Source organism: Pseudomonas sp. BE134 (assembly GCF_031456105.1).
In the GTDB taxonomy this organism is placed as follows: domain Bacteria; phylum Pseudomonadota; class Gammaproteobacteria; order Pseudomonadales; family Pseudomonadaceae; genus Aquipseudomonas.
The window spans coordinates 37,003-52,375 of sequence record NZ_JAVDUA010000004.1 but is presented as its reverse complement, the minus strand read 5'-3'; the positions used below and the strand labels follow the sequence as shown (position 1 = coordinate 52,375).

17 protein-coding genes are annotated in these 15,373 nt (G+C 58.1%); 7 read left to right on the top strand and 10 right to left on the bottom strand.

The window, feature by feature from the left end; translation table 11 throughout:
• The first annotated feature begins 160 nt into the window (after positions 1-160).
• Entirely contained in the window at positions 161-1,183 is a 1,023-nt protein-coding gene (gene rlmF / locus J2Y56_RS05110; RefSeq protein WP_310349016.1) for a 23S rRNA (adenine(1618)-N(6))-methyltransferase RlmF, read from the top strand.
• 213 nt (positions 1,184-1,396) lie between these two features.
• On the opposite strand, the gene J2Y56_RS05105 is transcribed toward rlmF, so the two are convergent.
• Positions 1,397-1,678 (bottom strand): HU family DNA-binding protein, encoded by a 282-nt coding sequence (locus tag J2Y56_RS05105; protein WP_007905514.1) that lies wholly within the window; start codon positions 1,676-1,678, stop codon positions 1,397-1,399.
• Between the two features lie 394 nt (positions 1,679-2,072).
• Here J2Y56_RS05105 and yejK point away from each other — a divergent pair, with 394 nt between their 5' ends.
• Together yejK and J2Y56_RS05095 are read left to right on the top strand one after the other, a co-directional pair.
• Complete coding sequence (gene yejK / locus J2Y56_RS05100; protein WP_007944833.1) at positions 2,073-3,077, top strand: nucleoid-associated protein YejK; 1,005 nt, start codon at positions 2,073-2,075, stop codon at positions 3,075-3,077.
• Entirely contained in the window at positions 3,077-3,427 is a 351-nt protein-coding gene (locus J2Y56_RS05095; protein ID WP_150781612.1) for a glutaredoxin family protein, read from the top strand. The genes yejK and J2Y56_RS05095 overlap by 1 nt, the downstream gene beginning before the upstream one ends.
• A 56-nt stretch (positions 3,428-3,483) precedes the next feature.
• On the opposite strand, the gene J2Y56_RS05090 is transcribed toward J2Y56_RS05095, so the two are convergent.
• From J2Y56_RS05090 to J2Y56_RS05070, 5 genes are all read right to left on the bottom strand, one after another.
• Positions 3,484-4,419 (bottom strand): glutathione S-transferase family protein, encoded by a 936-nt coding sequence (locus J2Y56_RS05090; protein WP_310349014.1) that lies wholly within the window; start codon positions 4,417-4,419, stop codon positions 3,484-3,486.
• Positions 4,420-4,507: 88 nt separating this feature from the next.
• Entirely contained in the window at positions 4,508-4,828 is a 321-nt protein-coding gene (locus tag J2Y56_RS05085; protein ID WP_007944830.1) for a GIY-YIG nuclease family protein, read from the bottom strand.
• 39 nt (positions 4,829-4,867) lie between these two features.
• A complete protein-coding gene (locus J2Y56_RS05080) occupies positions 4,868-5,338 on the bottom strand; it encodes a nuclear transport factor 2 family protein (protein ID WP_150781609.1) in 471 nt (156 codons plus the stop codon).
• 115 nt (positions 5,339-5,453) lie between these two features.
• On the bottom strand, positions 5,454-6,764 hold the full coding sequence (locus tag J2Y56_RS05075; protein ID WP_007944827.1) for a CynX/NimT family MFS transporter: 1,311 nt from the start codon (positions 6,762-6,764) through the stop codon (positions 5,454-5,456).
• Positions 6,754-7,413 carry a FadR/GntR family transcriptional regulator gene (locus J2Y56_RS05070; RefSeq protein WP_007944826.1) on the bottom strand — a complete coding sequence of 220 codons (660 nt, stop codon included), beginning with the start codon at positions 7,411-7,413 and terminating at the stop codon, positions 6,754-6,756. Before J2Y56_RS05070 ends, J2Y56_RS05075 begins: the two co-directional genes overlap by 11 nt.
• A gap of 167 nt (positions 7,414-7,580) precedes the next feature.
• On the opposite strand from J2Y56_RS05070, the gene J2Y56_RS05065 reads away from it, so the two are divergent.
• The gene (locus J2Y56_RS05065; protein WP_310349010.1) at positions 7,581-7,892 is read left to right on the top strand and encodes a type II toxin-antitoxin system MqsR family toxin; all 312 of its coding nucleotides are present in this window, start codon (positions 7,581-7,583) and stop codon (positions 7,890-7,892) included.
• Positions 7,889-8,377, top strand: coding sequence for a type II toxin-antitoxin system MqsA family antitoxin (locus tag J2Y56_RS05060; RefSeq protein ID WP_007944824.1), 489 nt, complete (start codon positions 7,889-7,891; stop codon positions 8,375-8,377). The genes J2Y56_RS05065 and J2Y56_RS05060 overlap by 4 nt, the downstream gene beginning before the upstream one ends.
• A 65-nt stretch (positions 8,378-8,442) precedes the next feature.
• Here J2Y56_RS05060 and J2Y56_RS05055 read toward each other — a convergent pair whose 3' ends face one another.
• From J2Y56_RS05055 to J2Y56_RS05040, 4 genes are all read right to left on the bottom strand, one after another.
• Positions 8,443-9,207: an amino acid ABC transporter ATP-binding protein gene (locus J2Y56_RS05055; RefSeq protein WP_007944823.1), complete on the bottom strand. Its 765-nt coding sequence runs from the start codon at positions 9,205-9,207 to the stop codon at positions 8,443-8,445.
• A 10-nt stretch (positions 9,208-9,217) separates the two neighbouring features.
• Positions 9,218-10,315, bottom strand: coding sequence for an amino acid ABC transporter permease (locus J2Y56_RS05050; RefSeq protein ID WP_007944822.1), 1,098 nt, complete (start codon positions 10,313-10,315; stop codon positions 9,218-9,220).
• 10 nt (positions 10,316-10,325) lie between these two features.
• Positions 10,326-11,507, bottom strand: coding sequence for an amino acid ABC transporter permease (locus J2Y56_RS05045; RefSeq protein WP_150781604.1), 1,182 nt, complete (start codon positions 11,505-11,507; stop codon positions 10,326-10,328).
• A 65-nt stretch (positions 11,508-11,572) separates the two neighbouring features.
• Complete coding sequence (locus tag J2Y56_RS05040; RefSeq protein WP_150781603.1) at positions 11,573-12,604, bottom strand: amino acid ABC transporter substrate-binding protein; 1,032 nt, start codon at positions 12,602-12,604, stop codon at positions 11,573-11,575.
• 467 nt (positions 12,605-13,071) lie between these two features.
• Here J2Y56_RS05040 and J2Y56_RS05035 point away from each other — a divergent pair, with 467 nt between their 5' ends.
• Together J2Y56_RS05035 and rhlB are read left to right on the top strand one after the other, a co-directional pair.
• The gene (locus J2Y56_RS05035; RefSeq protein ID WP_310349006.1) at positions 13,072-13,728 is read left to right on the top strand and encodes an alpha/beta hydrolase; all 657 of its coding nucleotides are present in this window, start codon (positions 13,072-13,074) and stop codon (positions 13,726-13,728) included.
• 96 nt (positions 13,729-13,824) lie between these two features.
• Entirely contained in the window at positions 13,825-15,312 is a 1,488-nt protein-coding gene (gene rhlB / locus J2Y56_RS05030) for an ATP-dependent RNA helicase RhlB (RefSeq protein ID WP_310349003.1), read from the top strand.
• Positions 15,313-15,373 lie beyond the last annotated feature (61 nt).

Sequence of the window (15,373 nt, the reverse complement as noted above, 5' to 3'; positions counted from 1 at the left end):
TGAGCACGATCGGGAATAGTTAACGACATTCTTATTCTATTTTTACAAAAAGTAGCGCTCGCTACCACGCTTCGCATTTCCAGAAGTAGAGCGCCGTTTTTCAAGCGAAGATGTGGGACAATACCCGCCACTTTTAGCCATACCCGAATCGACCACGCCCATGAACGCCCCCCGCACACCAAGACCTGCGCGTAAAAAGCCTGACACCGCCACCCCGGCCAAAGCCGTGGAGCCGCGTGAAAAGGCCAGCCTGCACCCGCGCAACCGCCATCAGGGTCGTTACGACTTCCCGGCGCTGATCAAAACCACGCCGGAACTGGCGAAGTTCGTGATCATCAACCCGTACGGCAAGGCAAGCATCGACTTCGCCAGCCCTGACGCAGTGCGTGTGTTCAACCGGGCGTTGCTCAAGTCGTTTTACGGCATCGCGCATTGGGACATCCCGGCTGATTACCTTTGCCCTCCGGTTCCGGGGCGTGCCGATTACGTGCACTTCCTCGCCGACCTGCTGGCAAGCGTAAATGACGGCGAGATCCCGCGTGGCGCGCCGGTCAAGGTGCTTGACATCGGCATGGGCGCCAACTGCGTCTATCCGTTGATAGGCTACAGCGACTACCGCTGGCACTTCCTCGGTTCGGAAATCGACCCGACGGCCGTCGCTGCAGCCAAAGCCATCGTGCAGTCCAACGGACTGAACAAGGCCATCCAATTGCGCCAGCAAAGCAATCCCAAGCACATCCTGCTGGGCTTGCTCGAACCCGGCGAGCGTTTTGACCTGACCATGTGCAATCCGCCGTTCCACGCCTCGATGGATGAAGCGACCAAGGGCAGTGAACGTAAATGGCGTGCTCTGGGCCGTGCCGACCCCAAACGCAAACTGCCGGTGCTGAACTTCGGCGGCCAATCGGCGGAGTTGTGGTGTGAAGGTGGCGAAGCGCGGTTTGTGACGCAGTTGATCGCCGAAAGTGCGAGTTTCCAGCACAAAGTACTGTGGTTCAGCACCCTGGTGTCGAAAGCCTCTAACCTGCCTGCGATCCAGACAGCCTTGAAAAAGGCTGGCGTGCTGGAAAGTCAGGTGGTGGAAATGTCCCAAGGCCAGAAGCAAAGCCGCTTCGTCGCCTGGACGTTCCAGACCAAATCCGAGCAAAAAGTCTGGCGCGAACGCTGGGTTAAAAAAAGCTGAGTAACTGACCGACACAAATCAACTGTGGGAGCGAGCCGGCTCCGGGCGGCGTTCCGACGAAGGGGCCGTCCCAGCCGACATTGATGCTGAATGTCAGATCGCTTTCGCGAGCAGGCTCGCTCCCACATTGGTTTAGCGCTGTTGGTAGTAAATCGCAGACACAAAAAAACCGTGCCCGGATTGCTCCGGAGCACGGTTTTTTTATAACAAGTCTTACTTGTTAACAGCGTCAGTCAGGCCTTTGGCCACAACCAGCTTGATAACTTTCTTGGCAGCGATTTCGATGGCAGCGCCAGTCGAAGGGTTACGGCCAGTACGGGCAGGACGCTCAGTCACTTTCAGTTTGCCGATACCTGGCAGAGTGATTTCGCCGCCGTTTTCCAGCTGATCAGCAACGATTTGGCCCAGTTGGTCCAGAGCGTTACGCGCGGTGGTTTTTGGCGCGTCGATAGCTTCAGCGATGTCGGCGATCAGTTGGTCTTTAGTAAGAGCCATGTAGTGTTCCTTCCCTATCAAATTCATATGGATTGCAGAGTGCAGTGTCAGCCATCGAGCCCGATCTTCTGGATCTGGCACCCTCGGCCAATAACCACTGGATCGGGGTTATAGATGCCGAAATCAGGGTTTGGTTCGACCTGACAAATGCTGAATGCACGCTTAACGCAGTGACTTCGCGTAAGACCGGGCAAAACTAGCACAGCGACGGGGAAATATCCGCCTCTAGCTACCCATTTGGTCAGCTTTATTGCTCTAAATCGGGAAAAAAACGCATAAGCACCGCCGGTCACCCCGGATTTGCCCTTCATGCCGCGCCCAAACGAGTGGATACGGTACACTTGGCACTTTTTCGGGGAGCACGCCCTCCTCTCTTCAATCAGCCGAGAAGCCCATGCCGATCCGTCATTGCATCGTCCACCTGATCGACAAAAAACCCGACGGCACGCCCGCAGTTCTTCACGCCCGCGACTCCGAACTGGCCGAGTCGAGCGCCATCGAGAACATGCTGGCCGACCTCAACGAAAGCTATAACGCCAAACAAGGCAAGGCCTGGGGTTTTTTCCATGCCGAATCCGGGGCGCACCCGTTCAGCGGCTGGCTGAAGGAATACTTCGAGGGCGGCAAGGACTTCACGGCCTTCAGCCGGGTAGCGGTGGAACATCTGCAAAAGCTGATGGAAGAGTCGAACCTCTCAGTGGGCGGCCACGTGCTATTCGCGCATTACCAGCAAGGCATGACCGATTACCTGGCGATCGCCCTCCTGCACCACAGTGAAGGCGTTGCAGTGACCGATCAGCTGGATGTCACCCCGTCCCGGCACCTGGATTTGGGCCAGTTGCACCTGGCGGCGCGAATCAACGTGTCCGAGTGGCAAAACAACAAGCAGTCCAAGCAGTACATTTCGTTCATCAAAGGCAAAAACGGCAAGAAGGTGTCGGAGTATTTCCGCGACTTCATCGGCTGCCAGGAAGGTGTCGACGGCCCTGGCGAAACCCGCACCCTGCTCAAGGCTTTCAGCGACTTCGTAGAAAGTGAAGACCTGCCGGAAGAGTCCGCCCGCGAGAAAACCAAGACCCTGGTGGATTACGCCAGCAGTCAGGCCAAGCTCGGCGAGCCCATGGGCCTGGAAGAACTCTCGGAGCTGATCGACGAAGAGCGCCCGAAAGCGTTCTACGATCACATCCGCAACAAGGATTACGGCCTGTCCCCGGAAATTCCGGCGGACAAGCGCACCCTGAATCAATTCCGTCGCTTCACCGGTCGTGCGGAAGGCCTGTCCATCAGCTTTGAAGCGCACCTGCTGGGTTCGAAGATCGAGTACGACGAAGAAGCCGGCACGCTGATCATCAAGGGCCTGCCGACGCAGTTGACCGATCAGCTCAAGCGACGCAACTAATGCTCAACGGCATCCTCAAAAAATTCCTGCTGATCTTGCTGGTGGTCGTGGTTTATCAGAACTGGGGCAAGATCGAGCGGGTGTTCAACCCTTCGCAAGTGGTGTCGGAGCAAACACAGGCCAAGGCCAACGTCGTGCTCTATGCCACTGACTGGTGCGGTTACTGCAAACTGACCCGGCGCTTTCTCGATCAGAAAGGCATTCCGTACAAGGAATTCGATATCGAGAAAGACACCGAGGCGCGCACGGCTTATGACGCGCTGGGTGGTGGAGGGATTCCGATCATCGACGTGAACGGCACGCTGATTCGCGGGTATGACCCGGACGCCATCCTCGCCGCACTGAAATAATTCATACAACCCTTGTGGTGAGGGAGCCTTGCCCTCTCACCACAAGAGTATGGGCATCAGTGTTTTTCGATGCGGAATCCAAAGCGTGGAAAGTGCACATGCACCACACCGCCGCGCTCGTCTTCACGGCGCAGAATCAGTTCTTCGGTGCCCGCAAACAGCAACTCGCCCGCCACCGGGTCAACACCATAATCAGTGGCGGAGATCACCACCTGCTGGCCAGTCTCAAAACCATTCGGCTCGTCGAACTGTTCGTCCGGCAACCTGGCTGGCGTGGCATTACGCGCCACCTCCAGCGCCTCCTCGGACGTCATCTCGCTCGACGCACCATGACCGAAGCCCATCACCCGCCCAAACCAGGCCGAAACAGCCGGATAGGCATCAACCAGCGGTGAAGTGACCGGCGTTGCTTTCAGGAACCACATTGGATGAGCCAGGGCAAAGTCGGCAATCGATGGTTCGCCGAACAAAAAGTCACCCTGTTCACGCTGAAGTTGCTGCTCCAGACGCGCCATGATCGTCGGCCATTGATGCTTCGCCTGCTCGGTGGGCAACTTGGTAGCGCTGCCACCGCTGAACAGGCCAGCGCGGTCGACGAGGAACGCCTTGATCGCTTCCGGTGGCAAATGGCCGAAACGCACCGCGATCGATTCCGGCTGAAATACCAGACTGACCGCATGCTGGAACACGACCGAATCAGCCCAGGCCGCGAAAGTCGCAGCAATCATTTCCTGACCTTCCGGGAAGAACGCGGGCAGGGCTTTTTCCTGCTCAAGGCGACGGGCGATCAGTGACGTGTCACAGTAAATATCCGCGCCAATCTGCAACACCGGCGTCTTGCGGTAGCCACCGGTCAAGGCGGTCAGATCGGGCTTGGGCATCACCGGCGAGATTTTCACCGAGCGCCAGGACAGCCCTTTGAAACCCAACAGCAGGCGAGCCTTTTCAGCAAAAGGGGACGTCGGGTAATGATGAAGAATCAACTCGGACATGCTCGGCTCCGCCGCACGGATTAGGAATCCGCAGCTTAACGCGCAATCAGCAAGCGGCCTACAGATCTACCTGATGGACGCTTATCAGTCAGGTTGATAAGCCCACAGCGGCACTCGCGACCAGACATTCCTTGGCGCTTTTTTTGAGTTTTTTGATCAGTCGCTCCTGACGCAGCGCTTCACTTTTGTCGCGGCAGATTTCCGTGTAGACGAGCGCCACGGCGGGGCTGGAAAGGAAAAACCGCGCCCCCTTGCCGCTCTTGTGAGTAGCGAAGCGACGCACGGGATCGTCGCTGATCCCGCAGTAGAGCGAGCCATTGGCCGCGCGCACGAGGTAGACGAACCAGGGTTTGCTGGCGGGCAGCGTCGCTTCGGCGGCAATGTCGGAAGATTCGTTCAGGGTGCTCACGTGACGATCAAGGCTTGTAGGAAACAAGCCGCGATCTTATCAGCGACTGGCCTGGAATGCCTTCAGCCCCTTCAGAGCCTGAGCGCGAACGGCGTTTCTGACCAGGGGCGTCCATCCCAGAACCAACCCTTTAAGACCCAGTGCCTGACGGGACCAGGTCCACAGATCAAAGCTGTCGTGATGTTCGCAAATCTTGCCATCGCGAAACACGAAACGTGCCTGAATGTCGTTGACCACGGTGTTGCCGGTCTGGCTGAACAGATAGGTGGCAACCCAGTGAGCGCCGCCGGCGCGCTCGTCAGATCGCACGTTGTCGAAAGTCAGTGAAAAATCCTTGGCCCGGGTCGTGAGCATGCGCCACATGTCGCCGGCATCGCGGCCGCGCAGTTCGCCGAACGCTGGATCACTGAACACCACATCGTCGGTGTAGCAGGCGCTCATGGCCTCGGCATCCAGGCGCTGGAAAGCCTGGTAAAACCGGGTGATCAATGCGCTGTGGGCATCACTCATGGGCAGACTCCCTGTGCTTGCAAAAATGACTTCGTAAGATGGTCTGCACGATAGTCTGCCACGGTGCGAAACACTATCGGCATTCGTGGGCCGAATACCGACAGTGCGGGAGGCATCAGACCTTTTCGCTTTCGACCTGAACGTACAGCGAACGCCCGGCGCCGAGGCCGGCGATGATCGCACTGAGGCCGATCACGCCGAAGATCCAGCCCACCGCCGTCCAGCCGCCAGTCCAGTCATGCACGATACCGACCGCGAACGGCCCCATCGATGCCAGGGTGTAGCCGAAACCCTGGGCCATGCTCGACAGGTTGGCCGCGACATGAGAATCGCGCGAACGCAGCACGATCAGGGTCAACGCCAGACTGAACGTAGCGCCCTGCCCCAGACCCAGCAGAATCGCCCAGCCCCACAGGCCTTCAATCGGCGCATAAAGACAGCCGAACAGACCGCCGAGGGTCAACACCATGACCACGACAATGGCCAACCGCTGATCCTTGCCGCGTGTCGCCAGCCAAGGCGCCACGAGCGAACTGGCCAACTGGACGATCACCGAACCGGACAACACCAGACCAGCCTGAGTCGGTGTCAGACCGCGACCAATCAGGATCGACGGCAACCAGCCAAATACGATGTAGGCCAGGGACGATTGCAGGCCCATGTACAAGGTCACTTGCCAGGCCAGCGGATCGCGCAGCAGTCCGCGAACGCGGTAAGCGACGTTGTGTGTGCCGTGCTTCTGTCCACCCACTTGCGGCAACCAGAAGATCGCCGCGACCAGCGCCGGCAGTACCCAGAAGCCCAGGCCCATAGCCCAGCTCTTGTCGAAATGTTCACTCAACGGCACGGTTGCGCCGGCTGCCATCGCGGCCCCCAAACACAACGCCATGGTGTAGACACCAGTCATGGTGCCGGCCTGCTTCGGGAAGTCGCGCTTGACGATGCCCGGCAACAACACACCGATCACACCGATGCTTGCACCCGCCAGCACGCTACCGGCAAACAAGCCGACCTCGCCAAACGAGCTGCGCAAAATGATTCCGCCCGCCAGCGTCAGCAGAATCCCCAACACCACCCGCTCTGCGCCAAAACGGCGCGCCAGCACCGGCGCCAATGGCGCGAACAAGCCAAGGCACAAGACCGGCAATGTCGTCAGCAAACCGGCTTGCGCAGCCGACAGACCGAGGGTCTTCGAGATCTCGCTGAGCATCGGCGCCATGCTCGACAGTGCCGGGCGCAGGTTCAACGCCACGAGGATCAGCCCCAGTAACAACAGCCATGGCCGACGCAGGATCGGGTGGCTCTGCTGGACCTGTTCGTCATCGGCCTCGGCATCGATCAGCAGCTCTTCGAGTTCCGCCGTGCGCTTGGGGTGAATGAGGTCGCGATCGCTACTGGGCATGGACTTCTCGGTTTCAAGGTTCATTGATCAATTGCCTCGACAGGGCTTTGGCCCGTTCCGGGTCCCGTTGCTCGACGGCATCCAGCAGTTCGATGTGCAGGTCGAATACTTCCTGGCGTCGCGGGGTGATATTCAAGGTCTGGCGCAATTGCGCGCCGACGACGCTGGAGAAATAGCGATACAGCTCGCTGAGCGTCGGGTTGTGCGCGGCATCCACCAGACGACGGTGGAACACCAGGTCGCAGGCGATGTAACTGTCGAGATCGCCGTGATAGTGGCTGCCGCTGACCCCGAGCGCTTCGCGCAAGGCCACCAGGTCTTCCTCGGTTCGGCGCAACGCCGCAAGTCCGATGGCTTCGACTTCAAGGATGTGCCGTGTCTCACGGGCCTGCTCGTGGGAACACCGGGACAACGCTTTCAGGGTGTCCAGCGGATCAATGACGGCTCGCAGGTAGCTGCCGTCGCCCTGACGGATGTCGATCAACCCGGAAAATGCCAACACCCGCATGGCTTCGCGCACGGTGTTGCGGCTGATGCCCAACTCGGTCGCCAGTTCCGGCTCGGTAGGCAAGCGCTGGCCGACGACCCAGACGCCGTCGTTAATGCGCCGGCGCAGTTGGTCAAGCGCCTGGTCGACCAAGGATCGCTTGGTCAATGGAGAAATGTCTGACATAGGATTCGCCCTTTCATCCAATCATAGGATGAATTTTCTGACATGTTAGTCAGCTTCATGTAGGACGGCAACCACCTACCGTCTAAGGGCAGGAAAAGGAGCGGGATTTTCGATTGGTCAAAATTACCCTTTAAGGGTAATTTAAGGGATAGGGTTTTTGGCTTCTTATGGAAAAGAACACACCCCATTACGACTTGGCGGTGGTCAAGGCAGAAGTCCGCAGGATGGGAAGCAAAGCATTCACAATGACCGCTCGGGAAGGCGGCCGAAAAATGTCCTTGAGCATCCGTCAGATGCTTCAAATTATTTACCTGCTGGAGTACCGGATGCTGCACAAGTCGATGACTACCTATGGCGATCATCGGGTTTGGCAGGACGTGTACCACCTAACATTCCAGCATCGGGAGATTTACATCAAAGTGACTTACCGCCCCGGCGGTGGGCATCCGGTGATCTCCTTCAAGGAGAAGAATCAATGAAAACTCAACAATGCGTCAGTTGTGGCACTCACAACGGCATGCATCACTTTGAAGGACGCACGCTCACTGTCGACTACAAACAGGTAGCTCGGCTGGTGCACGACATCGTCGGATGGGAATGCCAGGTCTGCGGTGAAATCGAATTTGATCACGACACCGACAGCGCCGAGCGCTACTCCGACGCCAGCGATCAATTGCTTGAAAACTACTTCCAAGTGATGGCTGCGGAGATGAAACGTATCCGCCGCAAACTGCATCTCACACAAAAAGACGCTGTTAAATTGCTGTCGGGCGCGGGTCACAACGCTTTTTCCCGCTACGAGCGCGGCGAAATTCCACCTCCTCAAGCGTTGTTTACGCTGATGTGCCTGCTGGATCGGCATCCTCACCTGCTGGCTGAAATACAAGCCATGAACGAAGGTTCCGACTTGAAGAGATTGCTGGCGGCACGCTTCCCGGAGCAGGAAACTGTACTAGCGTCCTGACCTCAAATCTCAGCCAAAAATAAACCCGGAACATTGTCCGGGTTTATTTCACCGCCAAGCTTCGATCAATGCAGAATCTGGCTCAGGAACATCTTGGTCCGCTCGTTCTGCGGGTTATCGAAGAAGTCGTTCGGCGCCGCTTGTTCGACGATTTCACCCTTGTCCATGAAGATCACACGGTTGGCCACGGTGCGGGCAAAGCCCATTTCGTGCGTCACGCAGAGCATGGTCATGCCGTCTTCCGCCAAGCCGATCATGGTGTCCAGCACCTCTTTCACCATCTCGGGGTCGAGCGCCGAAGTCGGTTCGTCGAACAGCATGATTTTCGGCTTCATGCACAGCGCGCGGGCAATCGCCACACGCTGTTGCTGACCACCGGACAGTTGCCCCGGGAATTTATGCGCCTGCTCCGGAATGCGTACGCGCTCCAGGTAGTGCATGGCGATTTCCTCAGCCTGACGCTTGGGCATTTTGCGTACCCACATCGGCGCCAGTGTGCAGTTCTGCAGGATGGTCAGGTGCGGGAACAGGTTGAAGTGCTGGAACACCATGCCGACTTCACGGCGGACCGATTCGATCTGCTTGAGGTCGTTGGTCAGTTCCACGCCGTCGACCACGATGCGCCCCTGCTGGTGTTCTTCCAGCCGGTTGAGGCAACGGATGGTGGTGGACTTGCCGGAACCCGACGGGCCGCACAACACGATACGCTCGCCCTGCTTGACGTTCAGGTTGATGTCTTTCAAGACGTGGAACTGGCCGTACCACTTGTTGACGCCCTGCATCTGAATAATGCCTTCAGGGCTCACAGGCTTTTTGATTGCTTCACTCATCACAAAACTCCTAACGCTTGTGGCCAGTATCCAGCTTGCGTTCCAAATGCATGGAATAGCGGGACATACCAAAACAGAAAATCCAGAACACCAGGGCCGCGAACACGTAGCCTTCAGTGGCCATGCCCAACCATTTCGGGTCGGCGGCGGCTTGTTTGACGCTGTTGAGCAGGTCGAACAGGCCGATGATGATCACCAGGCTTGTGTCCTTGAACAGCGCAATGAAGGTGTTGACGATGCCTGGGATCACCAGCTTCAGGGCTTGCGGCAGAATCACCAGGCCCATGCTGCGCCAGTAACCGAGGCCCATCGCGGCTGCGGCTTCGTATTGACCTTTCGGAATCGCTTGCAGACCACCGCGCACCACTTCGGCCACGTAGGCCGACTGGAACAGGATCACGCCGATCAGCGCCCGCAACAATTTGTCGAAGTTCATGCCTTCGGGCAGGAACAACGGCAACATCACCGAAGACATGAACAGCACCGTGATCAACGGCACGCCGCGCCAGAATTCGATAAAGGTCACGCAGACCACACGAATAGCCGGCATGTTCGAACGACGGCCCAATGCCAAGACAATACCCAGCGGCAGAGCGCCAGCGATACCGACCGTCGCAATCACCAGGGTCAGCATCAGGCCGCCCCATTGGCTGGTCGCCACGGTGCTCAAGCCCAATACGCCACCGTGCAGCAGGCACCACGAAATGATCGGGTACAGCACCAGGAAGCTCAGGCCATACACCGCTTTATGGTGAAAACGCGAGATGAACAGGGGCGCCACGCCAATGACTGCCAGCCACACGGTCAGGTCCACGCGCCAGCGTAGTTCCGGCGGGTAGTAGCCGTACATGAACTGACCAAAACGCTGCTGGATGAACACCCAGCAGGCGCCCTCCTTGGTGCAGTCAGCCTGGCTGGTGCCAACCCAGTTGGCATCAAGGATTGCCCAGTGCAGGATCGGCGGGATAACCAGGTAAATCAGGTAGAACGCAAACAGGGTCAGCAGGGTGTTGATCCAGCTGGAGAACATGTTGGCGCGCATCCACGCCACGACACCGATACTGCGGTTCGGTGGCGGCATGTCAGGTTTGAAAGTATGAGTGCTCATGCGCTTTTCCTTACCGCTCGATCAGCGCAATGCGCTTGTTGTACCAGTTCATCAGCAGGGAAATGCTGATACTGATCGCCAGGTACACGCTCATGGTGATCGCAATCACCTCGATCGCCTGCCCGGTCTGGTTCAGCACCGTACCGGCAAACAACGAAACCATTTCCGGATAACCGATACCGGCCGCCAGCGAGGAGTTCTTCGCCAGGTTCAGGTATTGGCTGGTGAGCGGTGGAATAATCACGCGCAGGGCTTGCGGGATGATGACCTTGCGCAGGGTCGGACCGTTGCGCAGGCCGAGCGAGTGCGCCGCTTCGGTCTGGCCGTGGCTGACCGACTTGATGCCCGAGCGCACGATCTCGGCGATGAATGCCGCGGTGTACACCGTCAAGGCCAGGGTCAATGCCAGCAGTTCCGGGATCAGCACCCAGCCACCGACGAAGTTGAAACCCTTGAGCTCCGGCATCTCCCAATGCACAGGCGCGCCGAAGATCAAAGCGCACAGCGCAGGAATCACCAGAAACAGCGCCAGGCCGACCCAGAACTTGTGGAACGGCACGCCCGTCGCTTCGAAGCGTTTGGTCGCCCAACGGCTCATCAGCACGATGGCGACAATGGCCACAACGATGCTGACCACAAACGGCCAGAAACCGTCCGCGATCAATGCTGCGGGCATGTTCAGGCCGCGACTGCTGACGAAGAAGGTGTCGCCGAAGTTATGGCTGTTGCGCGGCCCCGGCATGGTCAGGAATACCGCGAAGTACCAGAACAGGATTTGCAGCAGTGGCGGAATATTGCGGAAGACTTCCACATAAACAGTTGCCAGCTTGGCGATGATCCAGTTCTTGGACAGTCGTGACACCCCGACGATAAACCCGAGGATCGTCGCCAGGATTACGCCGATGAAGGTCACCAGCAACGTATTGAGCAGGCCGATGACAAACACCCGGGCATAGCTGTCCGATTCGGTGTAGTCGATCAGGGTTTGAGCGATGCCGAAACCGGCACTGCGCTCCAGAAAGTCGAAACCGGAGGTAATGCCCCGGTGTTGAAGGTTGGTCTGTGTGTTGTCGAACAGATACCAGCCCATCGAGACCACCGCCACAATGGTGATGATCTGAAATACCCACGCACGCACTTTAGGATCGCTGAGGCTGAGCCTCTGCTTTGGTGCGCCGATTGAATTTTGCATGAAGTGCCCCGGATGTAATGGAACAGAACATCACCCGGCGGTTGGCCCGCCGGGTGATAGAACCATCAGCGCACTGGTGGTGCGTATTGAATGCCGCCAGCGTTCCACAAGGCGTTCAGCCCGCGGTCGATTTCCAGCGGAGTGTTCTTGCCGAGGTTTTTCTCGAACACTTCGCCATAGTTGCCGACTTGTTTGACGATCTGGACGACCCAGTCCTTTTTCACTTTCAGGTCTTTGCCGTATTCACCATCGGTACCCAGCAGACGGGCAACGTCAGGGTTCTTGGTGGACTTGGCTTCAGCTTCGACGTTTTTCGAAGTGATGCCGGCCTCCTCAGCGTTGAGCATGGCGTAGCCAACCCAGCGCGCGATGGCCAGCCACTCGTCGTCGCCATTACGCACGACCGGGCCCAGAGGCTCCTTGGAGATGGTTTCCGGCAGTACCACGTAATCCTTCGGCGAGGCCAGCTTGCTGCGCTGGGCAAACAGCTGGGACTTGTCGGAAGTCAGAACGTCGCAACGACCGGATTCCAGCGACTTGGCGCTTTCGTCGGAGGTGTCGAAAGTGATCGGGGTGTATTTCAGACCGTTACCGCGGAAGTAGTCGGAAACGTTCAGCTCGGTGGTGGTACCGGCCTGGATGCAGATGGTTGCACCGTCCAGTTCCTTGGCACTCTTGACGCCCAGCTTGTTGTTAACCAGGAAGCCGATGCCGTCGTAGTAGGTGATAAAGCCAGGAAACTTCAGGCCCATGCCCGAGTCACGGGAGCTGGTCATGGTGGTGTTGCGCGACAGAATGTCGATTTCGCCCGACTGCAGCGCGGTGAAACGCTCTTTGGCGTTCAACTGACTGAATTTGACTTTGGTCGCGTCGCCGAAAATGGCCGCCGCTACAGCACGGCAATAGTCAGCATCGATACCGACGATCTTGCCCGTGGAGTCCGGAACCGAGAAGCCCGGCAGACCGTCACTCACACCACACTGTACGAAACCTTTTTTCTGCACTGCATCCAGGGTTGCACCCGCCTGAGCGAACCCGCTGATACCGAGTACTGCGGCTGCAGTCACGATAGCCAGGGTGGATTTCAACATCTTCATTCAAACCTCCAGTTTTGCTCTTGTTGTGTCGGAGCTGAGTCCTGTCGCACCCTTTTGAGGCGTAATCGACCCGTTTTGGCTTTTTTTGGGGTCAACCGACGTCGGACCTGCGCTATGAGTCTAGTTAGGAGAACATCCACATCATGGATAACTCACTTCTCACCAATCGGCCGAACGGGCTGTAGCCCTTTCACGTTCGCGAAGCCCGTAACGGCCACTGGCGAACATCCATCACCGGATTCTTTGCTATCCCGCGACCAGCAGTACACTGATAGTGTTACCGCAAGGCGCGAGATGGGTTGCACCGCTTCTTATTAGCAAAGCCCGTACCAGACCGCTCGCCAAAGCAAATGCGAAGCAGGTCAATAGCAAAACTTGTAACCTTGCGACATCTAATTAACTGATCAACTGACGGCGCACTCGGATCACGCACTGATTGAGCGCGCACGCACAACAATGGAGCACCCATGACCCAGCCCCTGATTCTTCAGCCCGGCAAGCCCGTAGACGCCTGCGTAATCTGGCTGCACGGCGTGGGCGCCGACCGCTACGACTTTCTGCCCGTGGCGGAAATTTTGCAGGAAAGCCTGCTGACCACCCGCTTCGTTCTGCCTCAGGCGCCCACCCGCGCAGTCACCATTAACGGTGGTTACGAGATGCCGAGCTGGTACGACATATTGGCCATGAGCCCGGCACGCGCGATCAGTCGCGAGCAGCTGGAAGAGTCGGCAAACATGCTCACAGTGCTGATCGAAGAGCAGCGATCCAGCGGAATAGACGCTTCGCGAATTTTTCTCGCAGGCTTTTCCCAAGGTGGAGCCGTGGTATTACACACCGCGTTCCTGAAATGGCAGGGGCCGTTGGGTGGCGTACTTGCCCTCTCCACCTACGCGCCCACGTTCAGCGATGAACTCGAACTTTCAGCCAGCCAGCAGCGTATTCCGGTGCTGTCTTTGCACGGTCAATACGATGATGTGGTTCAGAACTCCATGGGCCGCAGCGCTTACGAGTATTTGAAGCAACGTGGTGTCACCGTGACATGGCAAGAATACCCAATGGGCCACGAAGTGTTACCCGAAGAGATTCGCGACATCGGCGTCTGGCTTGCCGAGCGTTTGCGTTAACCGTGATGCCAAACGCAGCCCATTGATCATCCCACTACGCCGCGCCCGATTCTTGCATTACACTGGCCGGCGTACATTCCTTAACCAATTGATGAGATGACCGTGCTCAAAGCACTCAAGAAAATGTTCGGTAAAAGCGAGACTGAGCAGCTCGCGCCAGTTCCCAGCGCTCCGTCTCATACTCCCAGCCACCGCACCGACGGTAATCAGCCTGGCCGGACCGCAACCGCAGCGGTACCGAAACACGAGCCAATGACCACACCGGCCACCCAACCTGCCCCGGACGTTGCCTCTGAACAGCCGCGTAGCGAAGCGCCGAAACCGGCAAAACCGCGTCGCGAACCCAAGCCCAAGGCACCCGTCATCCCCTGGAAACTCGAAGACTTCGTCGTCGAACCCCTGGAAGGCAAAACCCGCTTCCACGATTTCAAACTCGCCCCGGAACTGATGCACGCCATCCAGGACCTGGGCTTCCCGTACTGCACACCGATCCAGGCGCAGGTGCTTGGCTTCACCCTGGCGGGCAAAGACGCCATCGGTCGCGCCCAGACCGGCACCGGCAAAACGGCCGCGTTCCTGATTTCGATCATCACCCAGCTGCTGCAAACCCCGCCGCCGAAAGAGCGCTACATGGGTGAGCCGCGAGCGCTGATCATTGCGCCAACCCGCGAACTGGTGGTGCAGATCGCCAAGGACGCTGCCGACCTGACCAAATACACCGGCCTCAACGTCATGACGTTTGTCGGCGGCATGGATTTCGACAAGCAGCTCAAGCACCTCGAAGCCCGTCACTGCGACATCCTCGTGGCCACTCCGGGCCGTTTACTCGACTTCAACCAGCGTGGCGACGTGCATTTGGACATGGTCGAAGTCATGGTGCTGGACGAAGCCGACCGGATGCTCGACATGGGTTTCATCCCACAAGTGCGTCAGATCATTCGCCAGACGCCGCCGAAGAACGAGCGTCAGACACTGCTGTTCTCCGCGACCTTCACCGAAGACGTGATGAACCTCGCCAAGCAATGGACCACCGAGCCTTCGATCGTCGAGATCGAAGCGCAGAACGTGGCGAGCGAAAACGTCGAGCAGCACATTTACGCCGTCGCCGGTGCCGACAAGTACAAACTGCTCTACAACCTGGTCAACGACAATGGCTGGGAGCGGGTGATGGTGTTCGCCAACCGCAAGGATGAGGTACGCCGCATTGAAGAACGCCTGGTGCGTGACGGCGTCAACGCCGCGCAACTGTCCGGCGATGTGCCGCAGCACAAGCGTATCAAGACCCTTGAAGGTTTCCGCGAAGGCAAGATTCGCGTACTGGTCGCCACCGATGTCGCCGGTCGCGGCATTCACATCGACGGCATCAGCCACGTGATCAACTTCACCCTGCCGGAAGTCCCGGACGACTACGTACACCGCATCGGTCGTACCGGTCGCGCAGGCGCCGATGGCGTGTCCATCAGCTTCGCCGGTGAAGATGACTCCTACCAGTTACCGTCCATCGAGGCGTTGCTGGGTCGCAAGATCAGCTGTGAAACACCACCGACGCATCTACTGCGGGCGGTTGAGCGCAAACGCCCATAACCGGGAATTTGCAGAAAGAGGCGCAGCCGGAAACGGACTGCGCTTTTTTTTTGCCCCGATT